This window comes from Streptomyces sp. YIM 98790, from assembly GCF_011421595.1.
In the GTDB taxonomy this organism is placed as follows: Bacteria; Actinomycetota; Actinomycetes; order Streptomycetales; family Streptomycetaceae; genus Streptomyces.
Genome location: NZ_WTLH01000064.1, coordinates 16,441 through 30,723 on the forward strand (window position 1 = coordinate 16,441; position 14,283 = coordinate 30,723).

The window sequence follows — 14,283 nt, forward strand, 5'->3', positions numbered from 1 at the left end:
AACGTCCCTGCTCAGGGGGCCGGATGGGTCATACATCGAGGCCGGAACGGGGGCCGGTCGGGACCCGGCCGGGGACCTTCGGCCCACCCGGCGGGGGTATCCCGCCCGCCTAGCGTGTCCGCCATGGCAGATGACAACAACGCCGGGCGGAGCCCTGCCCGCGCCCGGCAGAACTGGCCCCTGGCCTCCCGGCGGCTGCTGAGCCGCCGCGAGGTGTCGGCGGACGGCCGGGCCGTGTTCGGCGAGGGCGACCCCCAGTGGGAGGGCTTCTACCGGGACCGCTGGGCGCACGACAAGGTCGTGCGTTCCACCCACGGGGTCAACTGCACCGGCTCCTGCTCCTGGATGGTCTACGTCAAGGAGGGGATCATCACCTGGGAACACCAGGCGACCGACTACCCCTCCATCGGCACCGACTGCCCGGAGTACGAGCCGCGGGGCTGCCCGCGCGGCGCGTCGTTCTCCTGGTACACCTACTCGCCCAGCCGGGTCCGCTACCCCTACATCCGGGGCGCCCTGCTGAAGATGTGGCGGGAGGCCCGCCGCCGGCTCGGCGACCCGGTGGCCGCCTGGGCCGAGATCACCGGCGACCCGGCCAGGGCCCGCGCCTACAAGCGGGCCCGCGGCAAGGGCGGCTTCGTGCGCGCCGACTGGGACGAGGCGGCCGAGCTCATCGCCGCCGCCCAGGTGCACACCGTCAAGACCTGGGGCCCGGACCGGGTGGCCGGCTTCTCCCCGATCCCGGCCATGTCGATGGCCTCCTTCGCCGGCGGCGCCCGCTACCACTCACTGATCGGCGGCACCCTGCTGTCCTTCTACGACTGGTACGCCGACCTGCCGATCGCCTCCCCGCAGAGCTTCGGCGACCAGACCGACGTGCCCGAGGCCGCCGACTGGTGGAACACCGGCTACCTCGTCATGTGGGGCTCCAACATCCCCGTCACCCGCACCCCGGACGCCCACTTCCTCACCGAGGTCCGCTACAACGGCACCAAGGTGGTCGCGGTCAGCCCCGACTACGCCGACAACGTCAAGTTCGCCGACGAGTGGCTGGCCCCGCACCCCGGCACCGACGGGGCCCTGGCCATGGCCATGGGCCACGTCATCCTCAAGGAGTTCCTCACCGACCGCCGGGTCTCCTACTTCGAGGAGTACCTGCGGCACTACACCGACGCCCCGTTCCTGATCACCCTGCGCGAGCGCGACGGCCGCCACGTCCCCGACCGCTTCCTCACCGCCGCCGACCTCGGCGGACCCGCGGCGGAGAGCGAGAACGCCGAGTTCAAGACGGTGCTGCTGGACGAGGCCACCGGCCACCCGGTGGTGCCCAACGGCTCCCTCGGCTTCCGCTGGGGCACCGAGGGCGAGGGCCGCTGGAACCTGGACCTCGGCGACACCGTCCCCGAACTGACCGTGCTGGACTGGGCGGACAAGAACGTCGAGGTCGCCCTGCCCCGCTTCGACCAGGGCGAGACCGAGGGCGGCGGCGTACTGGTGCGCGGTGTGCCCGCCCGGCGGGTCGGCGGCAGGCTCGTCACCACCGTCTTCGACCTGATGCTGGCCCAGTACGGGGTGCGCCGCCGCGACCTGCCCGGCTCCTGGCCCGCCGGCTACGACGACGCCGCCGAGCCCTGCACCCCCGCCTGGCAGGAGGCCATCACCTCCGTCCCCGCCGAACAGGCCGCCCGGATCGCCCGCGAGTTCGCCCGCAACGCCGAACGCACCCGCGGCCGCTCCATGATCGCGCTGGGTGCCGGGACCAACCACTGGTTCCACTCCGACACCATCTACCGGGCCTTCCTCGCCCTGACCACCATGACCGGCTGCCAGGGCGTCAACGGCGGCGGCTGGGCGCACTACGTCGGCCAGGAGAAGATCCGCCCCATCACCGGGCTGCAGCACCTGGCCTTCGCCTTCGACTGGCACCGGCCCACCCGCCACATGACCAGCACCTCCTACTGGTACCTGGCCAGCGACCAGTGGCGCTACGAGCCCTTCGGGCCCGGCGAGATCGCCTCCCCGCTGGGCGAGGGCCGGTTCGCCGGCCGCTCCGCCGCCGACTGCCTGGCCCAGGCCGTCCGGATGGGCTGGACCCCCGGCCACCCCGGTTTCAACCGCAACCCGCTGGACCTCACCGACGAGGCGGCGGCGGCCGGCCGCCCGGCCGCCGACCACATCGTGGACGAACTCAAGGCCGGGCGGCTCCGGTTCGCCGCCGAGGACCCGGACGACCCGGCGAACTTCCCGCGCGTGCTCACCGTCTGGCGGGCCAACCTGCTCGGCTCCTCCGCCAAGGGCAACGAATACTTCCTGCACCACCTGCTGGGCACCGACGCCGCGGTGCGCGCCGAGGAGACCCGGGAGGAACACCGGCCCAAGGAGATCGTCTGGCACGAACAGGCCCCCGAGGGCAAGCTCGACCTGCTGGTCGCCATGGACTTCCGGATGACCTCCACCGGTCTGTTCGCCGACGTCGTCCTGCCCGCCGCCACCTGGTACGAGAAGGACGACCTGTCCAGCACCGACATGCACCCCTTCGTGCACGCCTTCACCCCGGCCATCTCCCCGCCGTGGCAGGCCCGCACCGACTACGACACCTTCCTCACCCTGGCCGACCGGTTCAGCGAGCTGGCCGCGGACCACCTGGGCACCCGAACCGACGTCGTCGCCGTGCCGCTGCTGCACGACACCCCCGACGAACTCGCCCAGCCCAGGGGAGTGGTGAAGGACTGGAAGACCGGCGAATGCGAGCCGGTGCCGGGGAAGACCATGCCCAGGCTGGTCGTCATCGAGCGCGACTACGCCGCGGTCGCCGGGAAGATGCGCGCCGTCGGCCCGCTGCTGGACACGCTCGGCACCACCACCAAGGGCATCACCGTCCGTCCCGGCCCGGAGATCGAGAAGCTGCGCCGCACCAACGGCACGGTGCACGGCGGAGCGGCGGACGGCCGCCCCTCGCTGGCGACCGCCTCCGACATGTGCGAGGCCATCCTCGCCCTGTCCGGCACCACCAACGGCCGCCTCGCCACCGAGGGCTTCAAGGCGCTGGAGAAGCGGACCGGCACCGAACTCGCCTCCCTGGCCGCGGAACGCGAGGCCGAACGGATCAGCTTCGCCGACACCCGGGTGCAGCCGCGCTCGGTGATGACCTCCTACGAGTGGTCCGGCAGCGAGACCGGCGGACGGCGCTACTCGCCCTTCGTGATCAACGTCGAGCACCGCAAGCCCTGGCACACCCTCACCGGCCGCCAGCACTTCTTCGTCGACCACGACTGGCTGGCCGAACTGGGCGAACAGCTCCCCGTCTTCCGCCCGCCGCTGAACACCGGCCGGCACTACGGCGACGAACGGCTCGGCGAGGACGGCCGCGCCGAGGTCACCGTCCGCTACCTCACCCCGCACTCCAAGTGGTCCATCCACTCCGAGTACCAGGACAACGCCTACATGCTGGCGCTCTCCCGCGGCGGCCCGGTCATCTGGCTGTCCACCGCCGACGCCGGGAAGATCGGCGTGAAGGACAACGAGTGGATCGAGGCCTACAACCGCAACGGCGTGGTCGTCGCCCGGGCCGTGGTCAGCCACCGGATGCCCGAGGGCACCGTGTACATGTACCACGCCAAGGACCGCACGGTGAACGTGCCGAAGACCGAGGTCAGCGGCAAGCGCGGCGGCATCCACAACTCCCTCACCCGGGTCCTGCTCAAGCCCTCCCACCTGGTCGGCGGCTACGCCCAGTTCACCTACGCCTTCAACTACTACGGACCGACCGGCAACCAGCGGGACGAAGTCACCGTGATCCGCCGCCGCTCGCAGGAGGTCGCATACTGATGACCGGTACAGCCCGCGGGAAACGCCCCATCGGACGGGTCATGGCCCAGGTGGCCATGGTGATGAATCTCGACAAGTGCATCGGCTGCCACACCTGCTCGGTCACCTGCAAGCAGACCTGGACCAACCGCACCGGTGTGGAATACGCCTGGTTCAACAACGTCGAGACCAAGCCGGGCGTCGGCTACCCCCGCCGCTACGAGGACCAGGAGAAGTGGAAGGGCGGCTGGAAGCTGGACCGCCGCGGCCGGCTGGTGCTGCGCTCCGGCGGCCGGGCCAAGCGGCTGATGTCCCTGTTCTTTAACCCCGACCTGCCGTCCATCGACGACTACTACGAGCCGGTCACCTACGACTACGACACCCTGGTCTCCGCCCCGGCCGGACCGGACGTGCCGGTCGCCGCGCCGCGCTCCGTGCTCACCGGCCGGCCCACCGCCATCACCTGGGGCGCCAACTGGGAGGACGGCCTCGGCGGCGCCCCCGAGCACGCCGGCGGCGACCCCAACCTGCGCGCCCCCGGCCTGGCCGAGAAGGTCAGGTTCTCCTTCGAGCAGACCTTCATGTTCCACCTGCCCCGGCTGTGCGAGCACTGCCTCAACCCGGCCTGCGTCTCCGCCTGCCCCTCCGGTGCCATGTACAAGCGCGCCGAGGACGGCATCGTGCTGGTCGACCAGGACCGCTGCCGCGGCTGGCGGATGTGCGTCACCGCCTGCCCCTACAAGAAGGTCTACGTCAACCACGCCACCGGCAAGGCCGAGAAGTGCACCTTCTGCTTCCCGCGCATCGAGGCCGGCCAGCCCACCGTGTGCGGCGAGACCTGCGTCGGCCGGCTGCGCTACATCGGCCTGGTGCTCTACGACGCCGACCGGGTCGGCGAGGCCGCCGCGGTCACCGACGAGAAGGACCTGCTGGACGCCCAGCGCGACGTCTTCCTCGACCCCTTCGACCCCGGGGTGAAGGCCGCCGCCCGGGCCTCCGGCATCCCCGAGGACTGGATGCACGCCGCCCGCAACTCGCCGGTGCACGCGCTCATCTCCCGCTACAAGGTGGCCCTGCCGCTGCACCCGGAGTACCGCACCCTGCCCATGGTGTGGTACGTCCCGCCGCTCTCCCCGGTGCTGGACGCCGTCGGCGAGGCCGGCGGCAACCAGGACGACCCCGACCACGTGTTCGCCGCCGTCACCCGGCTGCGCATCCCCCTGGAGTACCTGGCGGAGCTGTTCACCGCCGGGGACACCGAGAGGGTGGCCGGGGTGCTGATGAAGCTGACCGCGCTGCGCAGCCACATGCGGTCGGTGATCCTCGGCGAGGCCGGGCTGCCCGGCGCGCTGGCCTCCGCCGGCCTCACCCCGCGCGAGGCGGAGGACCTGCACCGGCTGCTGGCCGTGGCCAAGTACGCCGACCGCTACGTCATCCCGGCGGCACACAAGGAGGACGCCGCCGCGCTGAGCGCCCTGGAGACCCGCTGCCCGGTGGAGGCCGACGGCTTCCCCGCCCAGCCCGCGGACGGCGGACGCAAGGTGATGCTCGGCATCCCCGTGCTGCGCCGCCGGACCTCCGGCCCCGACGCCGGACAGCTCGCCGGAGGCACGCCATGACCCCGCTGCGCATCCCGGCCCGCGCCCGGGTCCGTCCGGCCGGGCGCCGCCCGGACGCCCTCACCCCGCGGGAGAAGGCGGAGCGGGCGCTGGTCCTGCGCCTGCTCTCCCTGCTCCTGCAGTACCCGGACCGCGAGCTCACCGCCGCCCGCGCCGAACTGGCCGCCGCCGCGGCCGGCCTGCCGGCCGGCCCGGCCGCCGGTGAACTCGCCGCCTTCCTCGGCTGGTTCACCGCCACCCCGGCGGAGGACCTGGAGCGGCACTACGTCGAGACCTTCGACCTCAAGCGCAAGAGCAGCCTCTACCTGACCTACTACCTGCACGGCGACACCCGCAGGCGCGGCCTCGCCCTGCTGGCCCTGGCCCAGAGCTACCGCGCCGCCGGCTGGGAACCCGACCCCGGCGAACTGCCCGACCACCTGCCGATGGTCCTGGAGTACGCCGCGGTCGCCGGGCCCGGCGCGGGCGAGGCCCCGCTGCGCCGCCACCGCCGCGGCATCGGCCTGATCCGGCACTCCCTGACCGACCTCGGCTCGCCCTACCGGCACCTGCTCACCGCGCTGCTCACCCTGCTGCCGCCGCCCTCCGAGGACGACCTGAGGGCGGTCGCCGAACTCGCCGCCGCCGGGCCGCCCGCCGAGGACGTCGGCCTGGAACCGTACGGCGCCCCCGGTGCCGCCGGCCCCGGCGGCATGCCGTTCGCCCCGCCCGGCGCCTTCGCCCCGCCGCCCCAGGCGCCGCCCGCCGGCGTCCACCCCGCCGCCGCCGTCACGCCCACCGACCCGGAGAGCCTGCCATGACCGCCGCCGCAACCGCACTCGCGGCCTCCCCGTCCGGCCCGGACATGCTGCTCTGGGTCGCCGTCCCCTACATCGCGCTGGCCGTCTGCGCGGTCGGCCACGTCTGGCGCTACCGCAAGGACCAGTTCGGCTGGACCACCCGCACCACCCAGCTGCTGGAACACCGCTGGCTGCGCTGGGGCAGCCCGCTGTTCCACCTCGGCGCCTTCGCCGTCATCGGCGGGCACGTGGTCGGTCTCGCCGTGCCCGCCTCCTGGACCGAGGCGGCCGGCATCACCGAGCACGCCTACCACAACGCCTCGGTCTGGATGGGCACCACGGCCGGCCTGGCCATGGTCACCGGGCTCGGCATGCTGTGCGCCCGGCGGCTGCTGTCGAGGCGGATCAGGACCACCACCGACCGCTCCGACAAGGTGCTCTTCCCGCTGCTGGCCGCCACCGTGCTGCTCGGCATCACCGCCACCGTGGCGCACAACCTGATCGGTGACGGCTACGACTACCGGTCCACGGTCTCCGTCTGGTTCCGCGGCCTCTTCACCCTGCGGCCCGAGCCGGAGGCGATCACCGGTGCCCCGCTGCTGTTCCAGGCCCACGCCCTGACCGCGCTGCTGCTCTTCGCCGCCTGGCCGTTCACCCGGCTGGTGCACGTCTGGAGCGCGCCCGTCGGCTACCTGGTGCGGCCCTACCTGGTCTACCGGCGGCGGCGCACCCCCGGAGCCGCCGCCCCGGACGGGGCCGTGCCGCCGGTGGCCCCCGCCCGCACCCGCCGGTGGTGAGCGCGATCCTGGAGGACCTGCGCACCGCATGCCGCAAGGACCCCGCCCTGCACGGCACGCGGGTGGCCGAAGTGCTGCTCTATCCCGGCCTGTGGGCGGTCTGGTCGCACCGGATCGCCCACCGGCTGCACCGGCTGCGCGTCCCGCTGCTGCCCCGGCTGCTGTCCCAGCTCAGCCGGTCGGTCACCGGGATCGAGATCCACCCCGGCGCGGTCATCGGCCGCCGCCTCTTCATCGACCACGGCATGGGGGTGGTCATCGGGGAGACCGCGGAGATCGGCGACGACGTGATGCTCTACCACCAGGTCACCCTCGGCGGCACCGGCTGGTGGACGGACGCCGGGGGCACCAAGCGCCACCCCACGGTCGGCGACCGGGCGGTGCTCGGCGTCGGCGCCACCGTGCTCGGCCCGGTCACCGTCGGCCACGACGCGGTGGTCGGGGCCCACTCCCTGGTGCTGAGCGACGTCCCGCCGCGCGCCGCGGTCCGCGCCCCCGCCCCCACCGTCACCCTCCGCGACCCGCGTCCGCAGACCGCTGCGGCCGCCGCCCGGGCCACCGAAGAAACACGGAAGAAGGACCGCCATGACGGCGATATTCACCTCGATCACCGCCCTCGTCGGCCGCACCCCCCTGGTGGATCTCTCCCGGTTCCCTGAACCGCCCGGGCTGCCCGTCCGCCTGGTGGCCAAGCTGGAGTCCGCCAACCCCGGCGGCAGCGTCAAGGACCGCATCGCCCTGGCCATGATCGAGGACGCCGAGGCCCGCGGCCTGCTCCGCCCGGGCGGCCGGATCGTCGAACCCACCAGCGGCAACACCGGCATCGGCCTGGCCATGGTGGCCGCCGCCAAGGGCTACCGGCTGACCCTGGCCATGCCCGGGTCGATGAGCGTGGAGCGCCGTGCCCTGCTCCGGGCCTACGGCGCCGACCTGGTGCTCACCCCGGCCGAGCGGGGCATGCCCGGCGCCGTCGAGGCGGCCACCGCCCTCGCGGAGGAGCACGGCTGGTTCATGCCCCAGCAGTTCCGCAACCCGGCCAATCCCGAGATCCACCGGCGCACCACCGCCGAGGAGATCTGGCGGGACACCGAGGGCCGCATCGACGTGCTGGTGGCCGGCGTCGGCACCGGCGGCACGGTCACCGGCGCGGGGCGGCTGCTCAGGGAGAAGAAGCCCGGGATCACCGTGATCGCGGTGGAGCCCGAGGAGTCCCCGGTGCTCTCCGGCGGCGCCCCCGGACCGCACGGCATCCAGGGCATCGGGGCCGGATTCGTCCCCGATGCCCTGGACACCGGCGTCTACGACCGGGTGCGGACCGTCTCCGTGGCCGACGCCCGGACCGCCGCCCGCCGGCTGGCCCGCACCGAGGGCATCCTGGCCGGCGTCTCCTCCGGCGCCGCCCTGCACGCCGCCGTGCTCGCCGCCCGGGAGCCGGCCCATGCCGGGAAGATGATCGTGGTGGTGCTGCCCGACACCGGGGAGCGCTACCTGTCCACCCCGCTGTTCGAGGACGAGTGACCGCCGCCCCGCCGGACGCCCCGCCCGGCCCGCCGCCCACCGCGCGGCGGACCGGGCTGGTGCTGCTGCTCACCGGCGTCATCGGCTGGCTGGCCTCGTTCGGGCTCACCCTGGCCGGCCTCGCCCGGCGCGACGACCCGGACTCCGGGCCGGCCTGCGCCGTCAATGCCGTCATCACCTGCGGCGGCGCACTCTCCAGCTGGCAGGGCGAGGTCTTCGGCTTCCCCAACATGCTGCTCGGCCTGGGCGCCTTCGCCGCGGCCGCCGCGCTCGGCGCCGCCGTGCTCGGCGGCGCCCGCCTGCACCCCGTGCTCTGGTACGGGCTGGCCGCCGGCTCCCTGGCCGGAGTGGTCTTCGTGCACTGGTTCGTTTACCAGTCACTGGCCGGCCTGGGCACCCTGTGCCCCTACTGCATGGTGGTGTGGACGGTCACCATCGCCCTGTTCTGGTACGTGGCGCTGCACGTGACGGAACACGGCATCGTCCCGCTCCCGCCCCGGGCCCGTCCTGCGCTGCGCTGGCTGCTGGACACCCACGGGCTCGTGCTGGCCGCCTGGTATGCACTGATCGCCCTGGCCGCCCTCCTGCGCTTCGCGGGATGACCGCGGCCCGCGCCGGACGGTGACATTTCCATCACGGTTCCCCCGGCCCTCCGGCCCGGAATGTTTGCCCGTCAACCGCTGGGTACGTGCGTCATGTTGCGTGCCGGGCCGGAGGGGGAGACGTGACGGACCAACGCCCGATCTTCGAAAGACGTGCCGTGATCCGGGCGGTGCACGCCCTGGTGCAGCCGGATTTCCCGGTCCCGCCGGGCGGCCGCCCGGCCGTGCTGATCGAGGGACCGCCGGGCAGCGGCAAGACCGTGCTGCTGGACGCGCTCGCCGGCCGGATCCGCCCGCACATCCCGTACGGCCGGGCCGACTTCACCGACCCCCGGCACGAGGACATCCCGCACACCCTCTCCGTGCTCGCCGGGGCGCTCACCCACCGCCGGCCCCGCTACCGCAGGCTCCGCTTCCCGCGCCTGCTGATGGGCCTGCTGGTGATCGGCCAGGACCTGACCCACCTGGACTTCGAGCAGGCCCGCCAGGACGTCACCGGGCTGCTCCGCCGGCGGCGGCACGGCAGCTGGCCGCACCGCTTCCTGCAGGAGGTGGCCGGGCAGAACCTGGAACTCGGCCTGGCCACCGGGCTGCTCGGCACCTCCCTGCAGATGCCGCTGCGGGTCCTGGACACGCTGCTCGGCTTCACCTTCCCCGGACGCGCCCAGACCTGGTTCGGGCACCGCGACCGGGATCTGCCCGACCACCCGGTCGACACCCTGGTGACCCTCAACGCCCGGGCCCGGGAGGCGCGCAGCGAGGAGGGCGGCGAGGAACGGGCCGCCGCGGCCCGGGCCTTCACCGCCCGGCTGCTCTGCGAGGCGTTCCTGGCCGATCTGCGCGACGCCCCGCGCCGGGTGCGCCGCCTGGCCACCCCGGTGATCATGCTGGACAACGCCGGGACCCCGGCCGGACGCCGCTTTCTGCGCCGGCTGCTGGAGGCCCGGCCGCCGCTCGGCCCGGCCGAACCCCTCACCGTGATCGCCACCGCCCACGGCCCGCTCCCGGAGCTGTCCGACGCGCCCACCGCGCCCCTGCTGTCGGTGCTGGAGGTGCCGGGCCGGCCGCCCGCCCCGGCGGCGGAGACCACCGGACCGCTCTGGCTGCGCTACCGGCTGCCCGACCTCGGCCGGGCCGATGTGCAGACCCTGCTGGACGGCGGCTCCGGCCGCGGCGACCGGCGGCTGGCCCGGCTGGTGCACGAATTCTCCGGCGGCCACGCCGAGACCGCCGGGCTGCTGGCCGAGCTCACCGTGCGCGGCGGTGACCCGCCCGGCTCCGTCGGCGAACTGCTCGGCCGCCCGGTGCCCCGGGAACCGGACGCCGGCGGCACGGGCGGACCCGCCACCGCCGAGGAGCGGCTGCTGCACCGGCTGCTGCCCCCCGAGGCGCACGCCGCGGAAGCCGCGGTCACCGCCCTGGCGTGCAGCGCCGCGGCGCGCTGCGAGACCGACGGGCTCTGGCTGAGCCACCAGGACGAGCTGATCGACCCGGCCTGGCAGGACACCGTGCGCCAGGCCGCCCTGTGGCAGCCGGACGGCGGTGCCGGCGGCACCGCTGCGGACGGCGGCTCCCCGGACTCCAGGACCCTGGTGCTGCGCCGGCTGCTGCTGCGCCGGCTCGCCGGGCCCGGCTGGCACACCGTGCACACCCGGCTGGCCGGCTTCTGCCGTGCCGCCGGGGACCGCACCGGGGAGCTGTACTACCGGCTCGCCGCCGACGACCTGGAACAGGTCCCCCGGGAACTCTCCGCGCTGCTGCCCGGCACCGGGGGCCCCGACTGGCTCCGGCTGCTCACCGAGGTGTCCCGGGCCCCCTGCGGGTCGCCGGAACGCTGGCGGCTGGAGCCCTACGCCCACTTCCGCCGGCTGCTGGAGATGGCCGGCCCCGAGCCCGGGGACAGCGCCGAGGCGTGGACGGCGCGCGCCGTGGCCGCACTGCGCGTGCTGGCCGACCCGGCCGGCGGCACCGACCGCGGATTCCTCTGCTCCCAGACCGCGCGGGCGCTGGCCGCGCTGGCCCCCTACTCCCGGGACGGGCTGGTCGATCTGCACCGGGCCGCGCGGGAGTACGAGCGCCAGGCCCAGTGGTGGTCCTGACGGGCCCGCCCCGTCACCGCCGTCCGCCGCGTCCGCCGCGTCCGTCCCGGCAGTCCCGTCCGCACCGGCCTCCCGGCCATCCGGCCGCACCCGGAACCGAAGCCGCCCGAAGGAGAGCAGATGACCCCGCGCACCGCACCCGGCGAGGACTTCGCCCCGCGACCGCGCCTGATGTCCCGGCTGCTGGTGCCGGCCGTCCTGCTGGCCCTGGCCGTGCTGGCCGTGGTCGCCGTGATCCGGCTCCCCCCGCTGCTGGCCTGCGGCGGGCTGGGCTCCGGGGTGGCCGAGCGGGGCGGGGAGTGCATCGGTGTCACCGACGGCAGCCCCGCCTTCCTGCCCGGGCCGGAGGAACTGCACGAGGAGTACCGGCACATCCAGTCCCTGATCAAGGAGGAGAACGACCGGGTGGCGCGCGGCGACCGGCCCTCGGTGGGGATCGCCCTGATCTCCACCCTCACCCCGGACGAGGACGGCCCGCTGTCGCCGGAGCAGGTCCTGCACTCCCTGCAGGGCGCCTATGTGGCCCAGAAGCGGGCCAACCACGACGCGGAGGCCCGGCTCGGCGACCCCGGCCTGCAGATCCGGCTGCATCTGGCCAACGCCGGGAAGGTGCAGGACAAGTGGGAGCCGGTCGTCGGGGAACTGACCGGCATGACCGACGACGAGGCGCCGCTGATCGCCGCCGTCGGCTGGGGCCTGAGCGTCCGGGACACCGCGGACGCCGCGCGCCGGCTCTCCGCGGCGGGCATCCCCATGGTCTCCTCGGTCGCCAGTGCCACCGGCCTCAATCACGGCGAGATCCCCGGGCTGGTCCGGGTCACCCCGGCCAACGACGACTTCGTGCGGGCCCTTGCCGAGTACGCCGATGCCCGCGAGGACCTGCGCACCGCCGCCCTGGTCTGGGACGAGAACGCCGTCGACCTGCACGTGTCCACCCTCACCGAGGCGTTCCGCGAGCACCTGGGGGACCGGATCACCAGCGAGGAGCCGTTCGGCGGAACCACCGTCACCGACGAGTACCGGTACGTGGAGTTCTTCAACATCGTGCAGAACATCTGCGGCTCCGGCGCCGACATGGTGCTGTTCTCCGGGCGCACCGGCAATCTGCACGACTTCCTGGAACGGCTGCGCGGCCGGTACTGCGACGAGCGGCCGGTCACCGTGCTGTTCGTGGAGACCGGCCCGGTGATCGGGAAGGCGGAGGTCGCCCGGCTGGACGGCGCCGGGATCACCGTTGTCCAGGCATCGGCGAACGACCCCCGCTGGTCGCTGGAGGAGGACAGCGGCGCCCCGAAGGGGTTCGCCCCCTTCTACCGCGCGTACCAGGAGCACCTGCCCGGCGAGGAACGGCCCGCGGTGCTCGCCGACGGCTACGCCATGGCCCACCACGACGCCCTGATGACCGCCGTGCTGGCGGTCCGCTCCCAGTACAGCGAGCGGCGCGGGGAACTGCCCAGCAGCGCCCAGATCCGGCCCGCCCTGTTCCAGCTCAAGGAGGCGAACGCCATCGAGGCCGCCAGCGGCACCCTGCAGTTCCCGGCGGCGCGCGAGGGCGACCCGGGCGGGCGGCCGGTGCCGGTCATCGAGATACCGGACCGCGGCACCGGCCACCGCGTCTACCACACCCCGCTGGAATGACCCGGGCGCGTCCGGGCCCGGCTCACCGGCCGTTCCCGGCGGCACCCTCCTCCCGCACGGCGAACGCACCGCGGGCGCCCCGCTCCGCGTCGCTCATGACGTGGGACACGAACGGGTAGGTCCCCGGCTCGGGGAAGGCGAGCTCCACGAACCCGCCCGCGGCAGGTGCCAGATCCAGCACCTGCGCGCCCCCCTGCTCGGCGCTGTCCGGCCGGAGCCGGTAGGCGCCCTCCGCGAACACGGTGTCGAACTGGCCGCCCACCACATGGAAGGCGCTCGGCCGGTCGGGGCCGGCCGCCAGCACCCAGATCCGCACCCGTTCCCCGGCCCGGGCGTCCAGCGGGGCGTGCGCGTACTGGGCGGCGTAGCCGTTGAACACCACGGCGTCCGGCCGCAGTTCCGCCACCTTCGCCGGATCGGCGGTGCCGCCCCGGCCGCCCAGGTACAGCCCGGACTGGACCAGCAGGTACTCCCGGTCCACGGCCGGCAGCCCCGGCGGATCGATCACCACCGCGCCGAACATGCCGCTGGCGATGTGCAGGGACATCGGCATGGTCGCGCAGTGGTACATCCACACTCCGCTGCGGGTGGCGGTGAACCGGTAGACCAGCGACTCCCCGGGCTGGATCGTGCGCATCGGCCGGTCCGGGGCCGGCGCCCCCGCGTGGAAGTCGGCGGAGTGGCCGGTCGAGCCGTCGTTGACGAGGGTGATCTCGAAGGTGTCGCCGACCCGGCCGCGCAGCACCGGACCGGGCGCGGTGCCGCCGAAGGTCCACAGCCGCTGCCTGACCCCCGGCGCCACGTCACGCTCCTCNGCCGCTGCCTGACCCCCGGCGCCACGTCACGCTCCTCCTCCCGGACTGTCAGGGTGTGCCGGTGCAGCCGCGGCTGCGCGCCGTCGCCGGCCGCGGCGGGCAGTTCCGCGTCGTCCGGGGTGAATCCGCCGCCGGGCGCGGCCATCGGGTCGAACTCCGCGGCGGCGGAGCCCTCCTGCCGGTCCGACGGCACCGCCTGCTCCGGATGCCCGGCCGGGGCCGTGCCCTCCACGGTGACCGTGAAGGTCATGCCCGTCTGGCGGTGGCCCGCCACCGAGCACCAGCCGGACAGGTCGCGGCCCACCACCCCGGCGTCCAGCGTCTCCCGCTCGCCGGGTGCCAGCCGTCCGGTGCGGGCGCCGCTGTCCAGCACCAGGTCGTGCCGGTCGGAACCGGTGTTGTGCAGGTCGACGACCAGCCGGTCGCCGGCCGGCACGGTCACCGCATCCGGGACGAACCGCATGTCCCGCACGGTGACCCGCACCGCAGTGGTCCGCCCGGTCGGCGCCACCGGCTCACCGGCCGCGGTGTCCGCCGCCCCGGCCGCGGCCGGGGCGGGCAGCGAGCGCACATCGGCCGCGCCGCCCGCCGCCACCGCCAGGACCACCA

10 protein-coding genes and 1 pseudogene are annotated in these 14,283 nt (G+C 74.4%); 9 read left to right on the top strand and 2 right to left on the bottom strand.

Features of this window, described 5'->3' with window-relative positions; genetic code table 11:
- The first annotated feature begins 123 nt into the window (after positions 1-123).
- The 9 genes from GQS09_RS13345 (at position 124) to GQS09_RS13385 (ending at position 12,859) form a co-directional block, all read left to right on the top strand.
- Positions 124-3,828 carry a nitrate reductase subunit alpha gene (locus tag GQS09_RS13345; RefSeq protein ID WP_165986260.1) on the top strand — a complete coding sequence of 1,235 codons (3,705 nt, stop codon included), beginning with the start codon at positions 124-126 and terminating at the stop codon, positions 3,826-3,828.
- Entirely contained in the window at positions 3,828-5,426 is a 1,599-nt protein-coding gene (narH, locus tag GQS09_RS13350) for a nitrate reductase subunit beta (RefSeq protein WP_165986261.1), read from the top strand. Before GQS09_RS13345 ends, narH begins: the two co-directional genes overlap by 1 nt.
- Positions 5,423-6,226 carry a nitrate reductase molybdenum cofactor assembly chaperone gene (narJ, locus tag GQS09_RS13355; RefSeq protein ID WP_165986262.1) on the top strand — a complete coding sequence of 268 codons (804 nt, stop codon included), beginning with the start codon at positions 5,423-5,425 and terminating at the stop codon, positions 6,224-6,226. Before narH ends, narJ begins: the two co-directional genes overlap by 4 nt.
- Positions 6,223-7,002 (top strand): respiratory nitrate reductase subunit gamma, encoded by a 780-nt coding sequence (gene narI, locus GQS09_RS13360; RefSeq protein ID WP_165986263.1) that lies wholly within the window; start codon positions 6,223-6,225, stop codon positions 7,000-7,002. The genes narJ and narI overlap by 4 nt, the downstream gene beginning before the upstream one ends.
- Positions 6,999-7,661: a serine O-acetyltransferase EpsC gene (epsC, locus tag GQS09_RS13365; RefSeq protein ID WP_313896118.1), complete on the top strand. Its 663-nt coding sequence runs from the start codon at positions 6,999-7,001 to the stop codon at positions 7,659-7,661. Before narI ends, epsC begins: the two co-directional genes overlap by 4 nt.
- Positions 7,588-8,520 carry a cysteine synthase A gene (cysK, locus tag GQS09_RS13370; protein ID WP_165986264.1) on the top strand — a complete coding sequence of 311 codons (933 nt, stop codon included), beginning with the start codon at positions 7,588-7,590 and terminating at the stop codon, positions 8,518-8,520. The genes epsC and cysK overlap by 74 nt, the downstream gene beginning before the upstream one ends.
- On the top strand, positions 8,517-9,122 hold the full coding sequence (locus GQS09_RS13375; RefSeq protein WP_313896119.1) for a vitamin K epoxide reductase family protein: 606 nt from the start codon (positions 8,517-8,519) through the stop codon (positions 9,120-9,122). Before cysK ends, GQS09_RS13375 begins: the two co-directional genes overlap by 4 nt.
- A 122-nt stretch (positions 9,123-9,244) precedes the next feature.
- Complete coding sequence (locus GQS09_RS13380) at positions 9,245-11,221, top strand: ABC transporter ATP-binding protein (protein ID WP_165986265.1); 1,977 nt, start codon at positions 9,245-9,247, stop codon at positions 11,219-11,221.
- A gap of 120 nt (positions 11,222-11,341) precedes the next feature.
- Complete coding sequence (locus GQS09_RS13385) at positions 11,342-12,859, top strand: amino acid ABC transporter substrate-binding protein (protein WP_165986266.1); 1,518 nt, start codon at positions 11,342-11,344, stop codon at positions 12,857-12,859.
- Between the two features lie 22 nt (positions 12,860-12,881).
- Here the strand turns inward: GQS09_RS13385 and GQS09_RS28595 are convergent, their stop codons facing one another.
- Together GQS09_RS28595 and GQS09_RS30965 are read right to left on the bottom strand one after the other, a co-directional pair.
- Positions 12,882-13,661, bottom strand: coding sequence for a multicopper oxidase domain-containing protein (locus GQS09_RS28595; RefSeq protein WP_207957787.1), 780 nt, complete (start codon positions 13,659-13,661; stop codon positions 12,882-12,884).
- Positions 13,662-13,999: 338 nt separating this feature from the next.
- A pseudogene (locus GQS09_RS30965) lies at positions 14,000-14,281 on the bottom strand (cupredoxin domain-containing protein); the annotation flags it as partial.
- Positions 14,282-14,283: the final 2 nt, after the last annotated feature.

Bases quoted from the DNA above. Each gene is read 5' to 3' on its own strand.
- GQS09_RS13345 (WP_165986260.1), top strand. From the start codon at position 124: ATGGCAGATGACAACAACGCCGGGCGGAGCCCTGCCCGCGCCCGGCAG.
- narH (WP_165986261.1), top strand. From the start codon at position 3,828: ATGACCGGTACAGCCCGCGGGAAACGCCCCATCGGACGGGTCATGGCC.
- narJ (WP_165986262.1), top strand. From the start codon at position 5,423: ATGACCCCGCTGCGCATCCCGGCCCGCGCCCGGGTCCGTCCGGCCGGG.
- narI (WP_165986263.1), top strand. From the start codon at position 6,223: ATGACCGCCGCCGCAACCGCACTCGCGGCCTCCCCGTCCGGCCCGGAC.
- cysK (WP_165986264.1), top strand. From the start codon at position 7,588: ATGACGGCGATATTCACCTCGATCACCGCCCTCGTCGGCCGCACCCCC.
- GQS09_RS13385 (WP_165986266.1), top strand. From the start codon at position 11,342: ATGACCCCGCGCACCGCACCCGGCGAGGACTTCGCCCCGCGACCGCGC.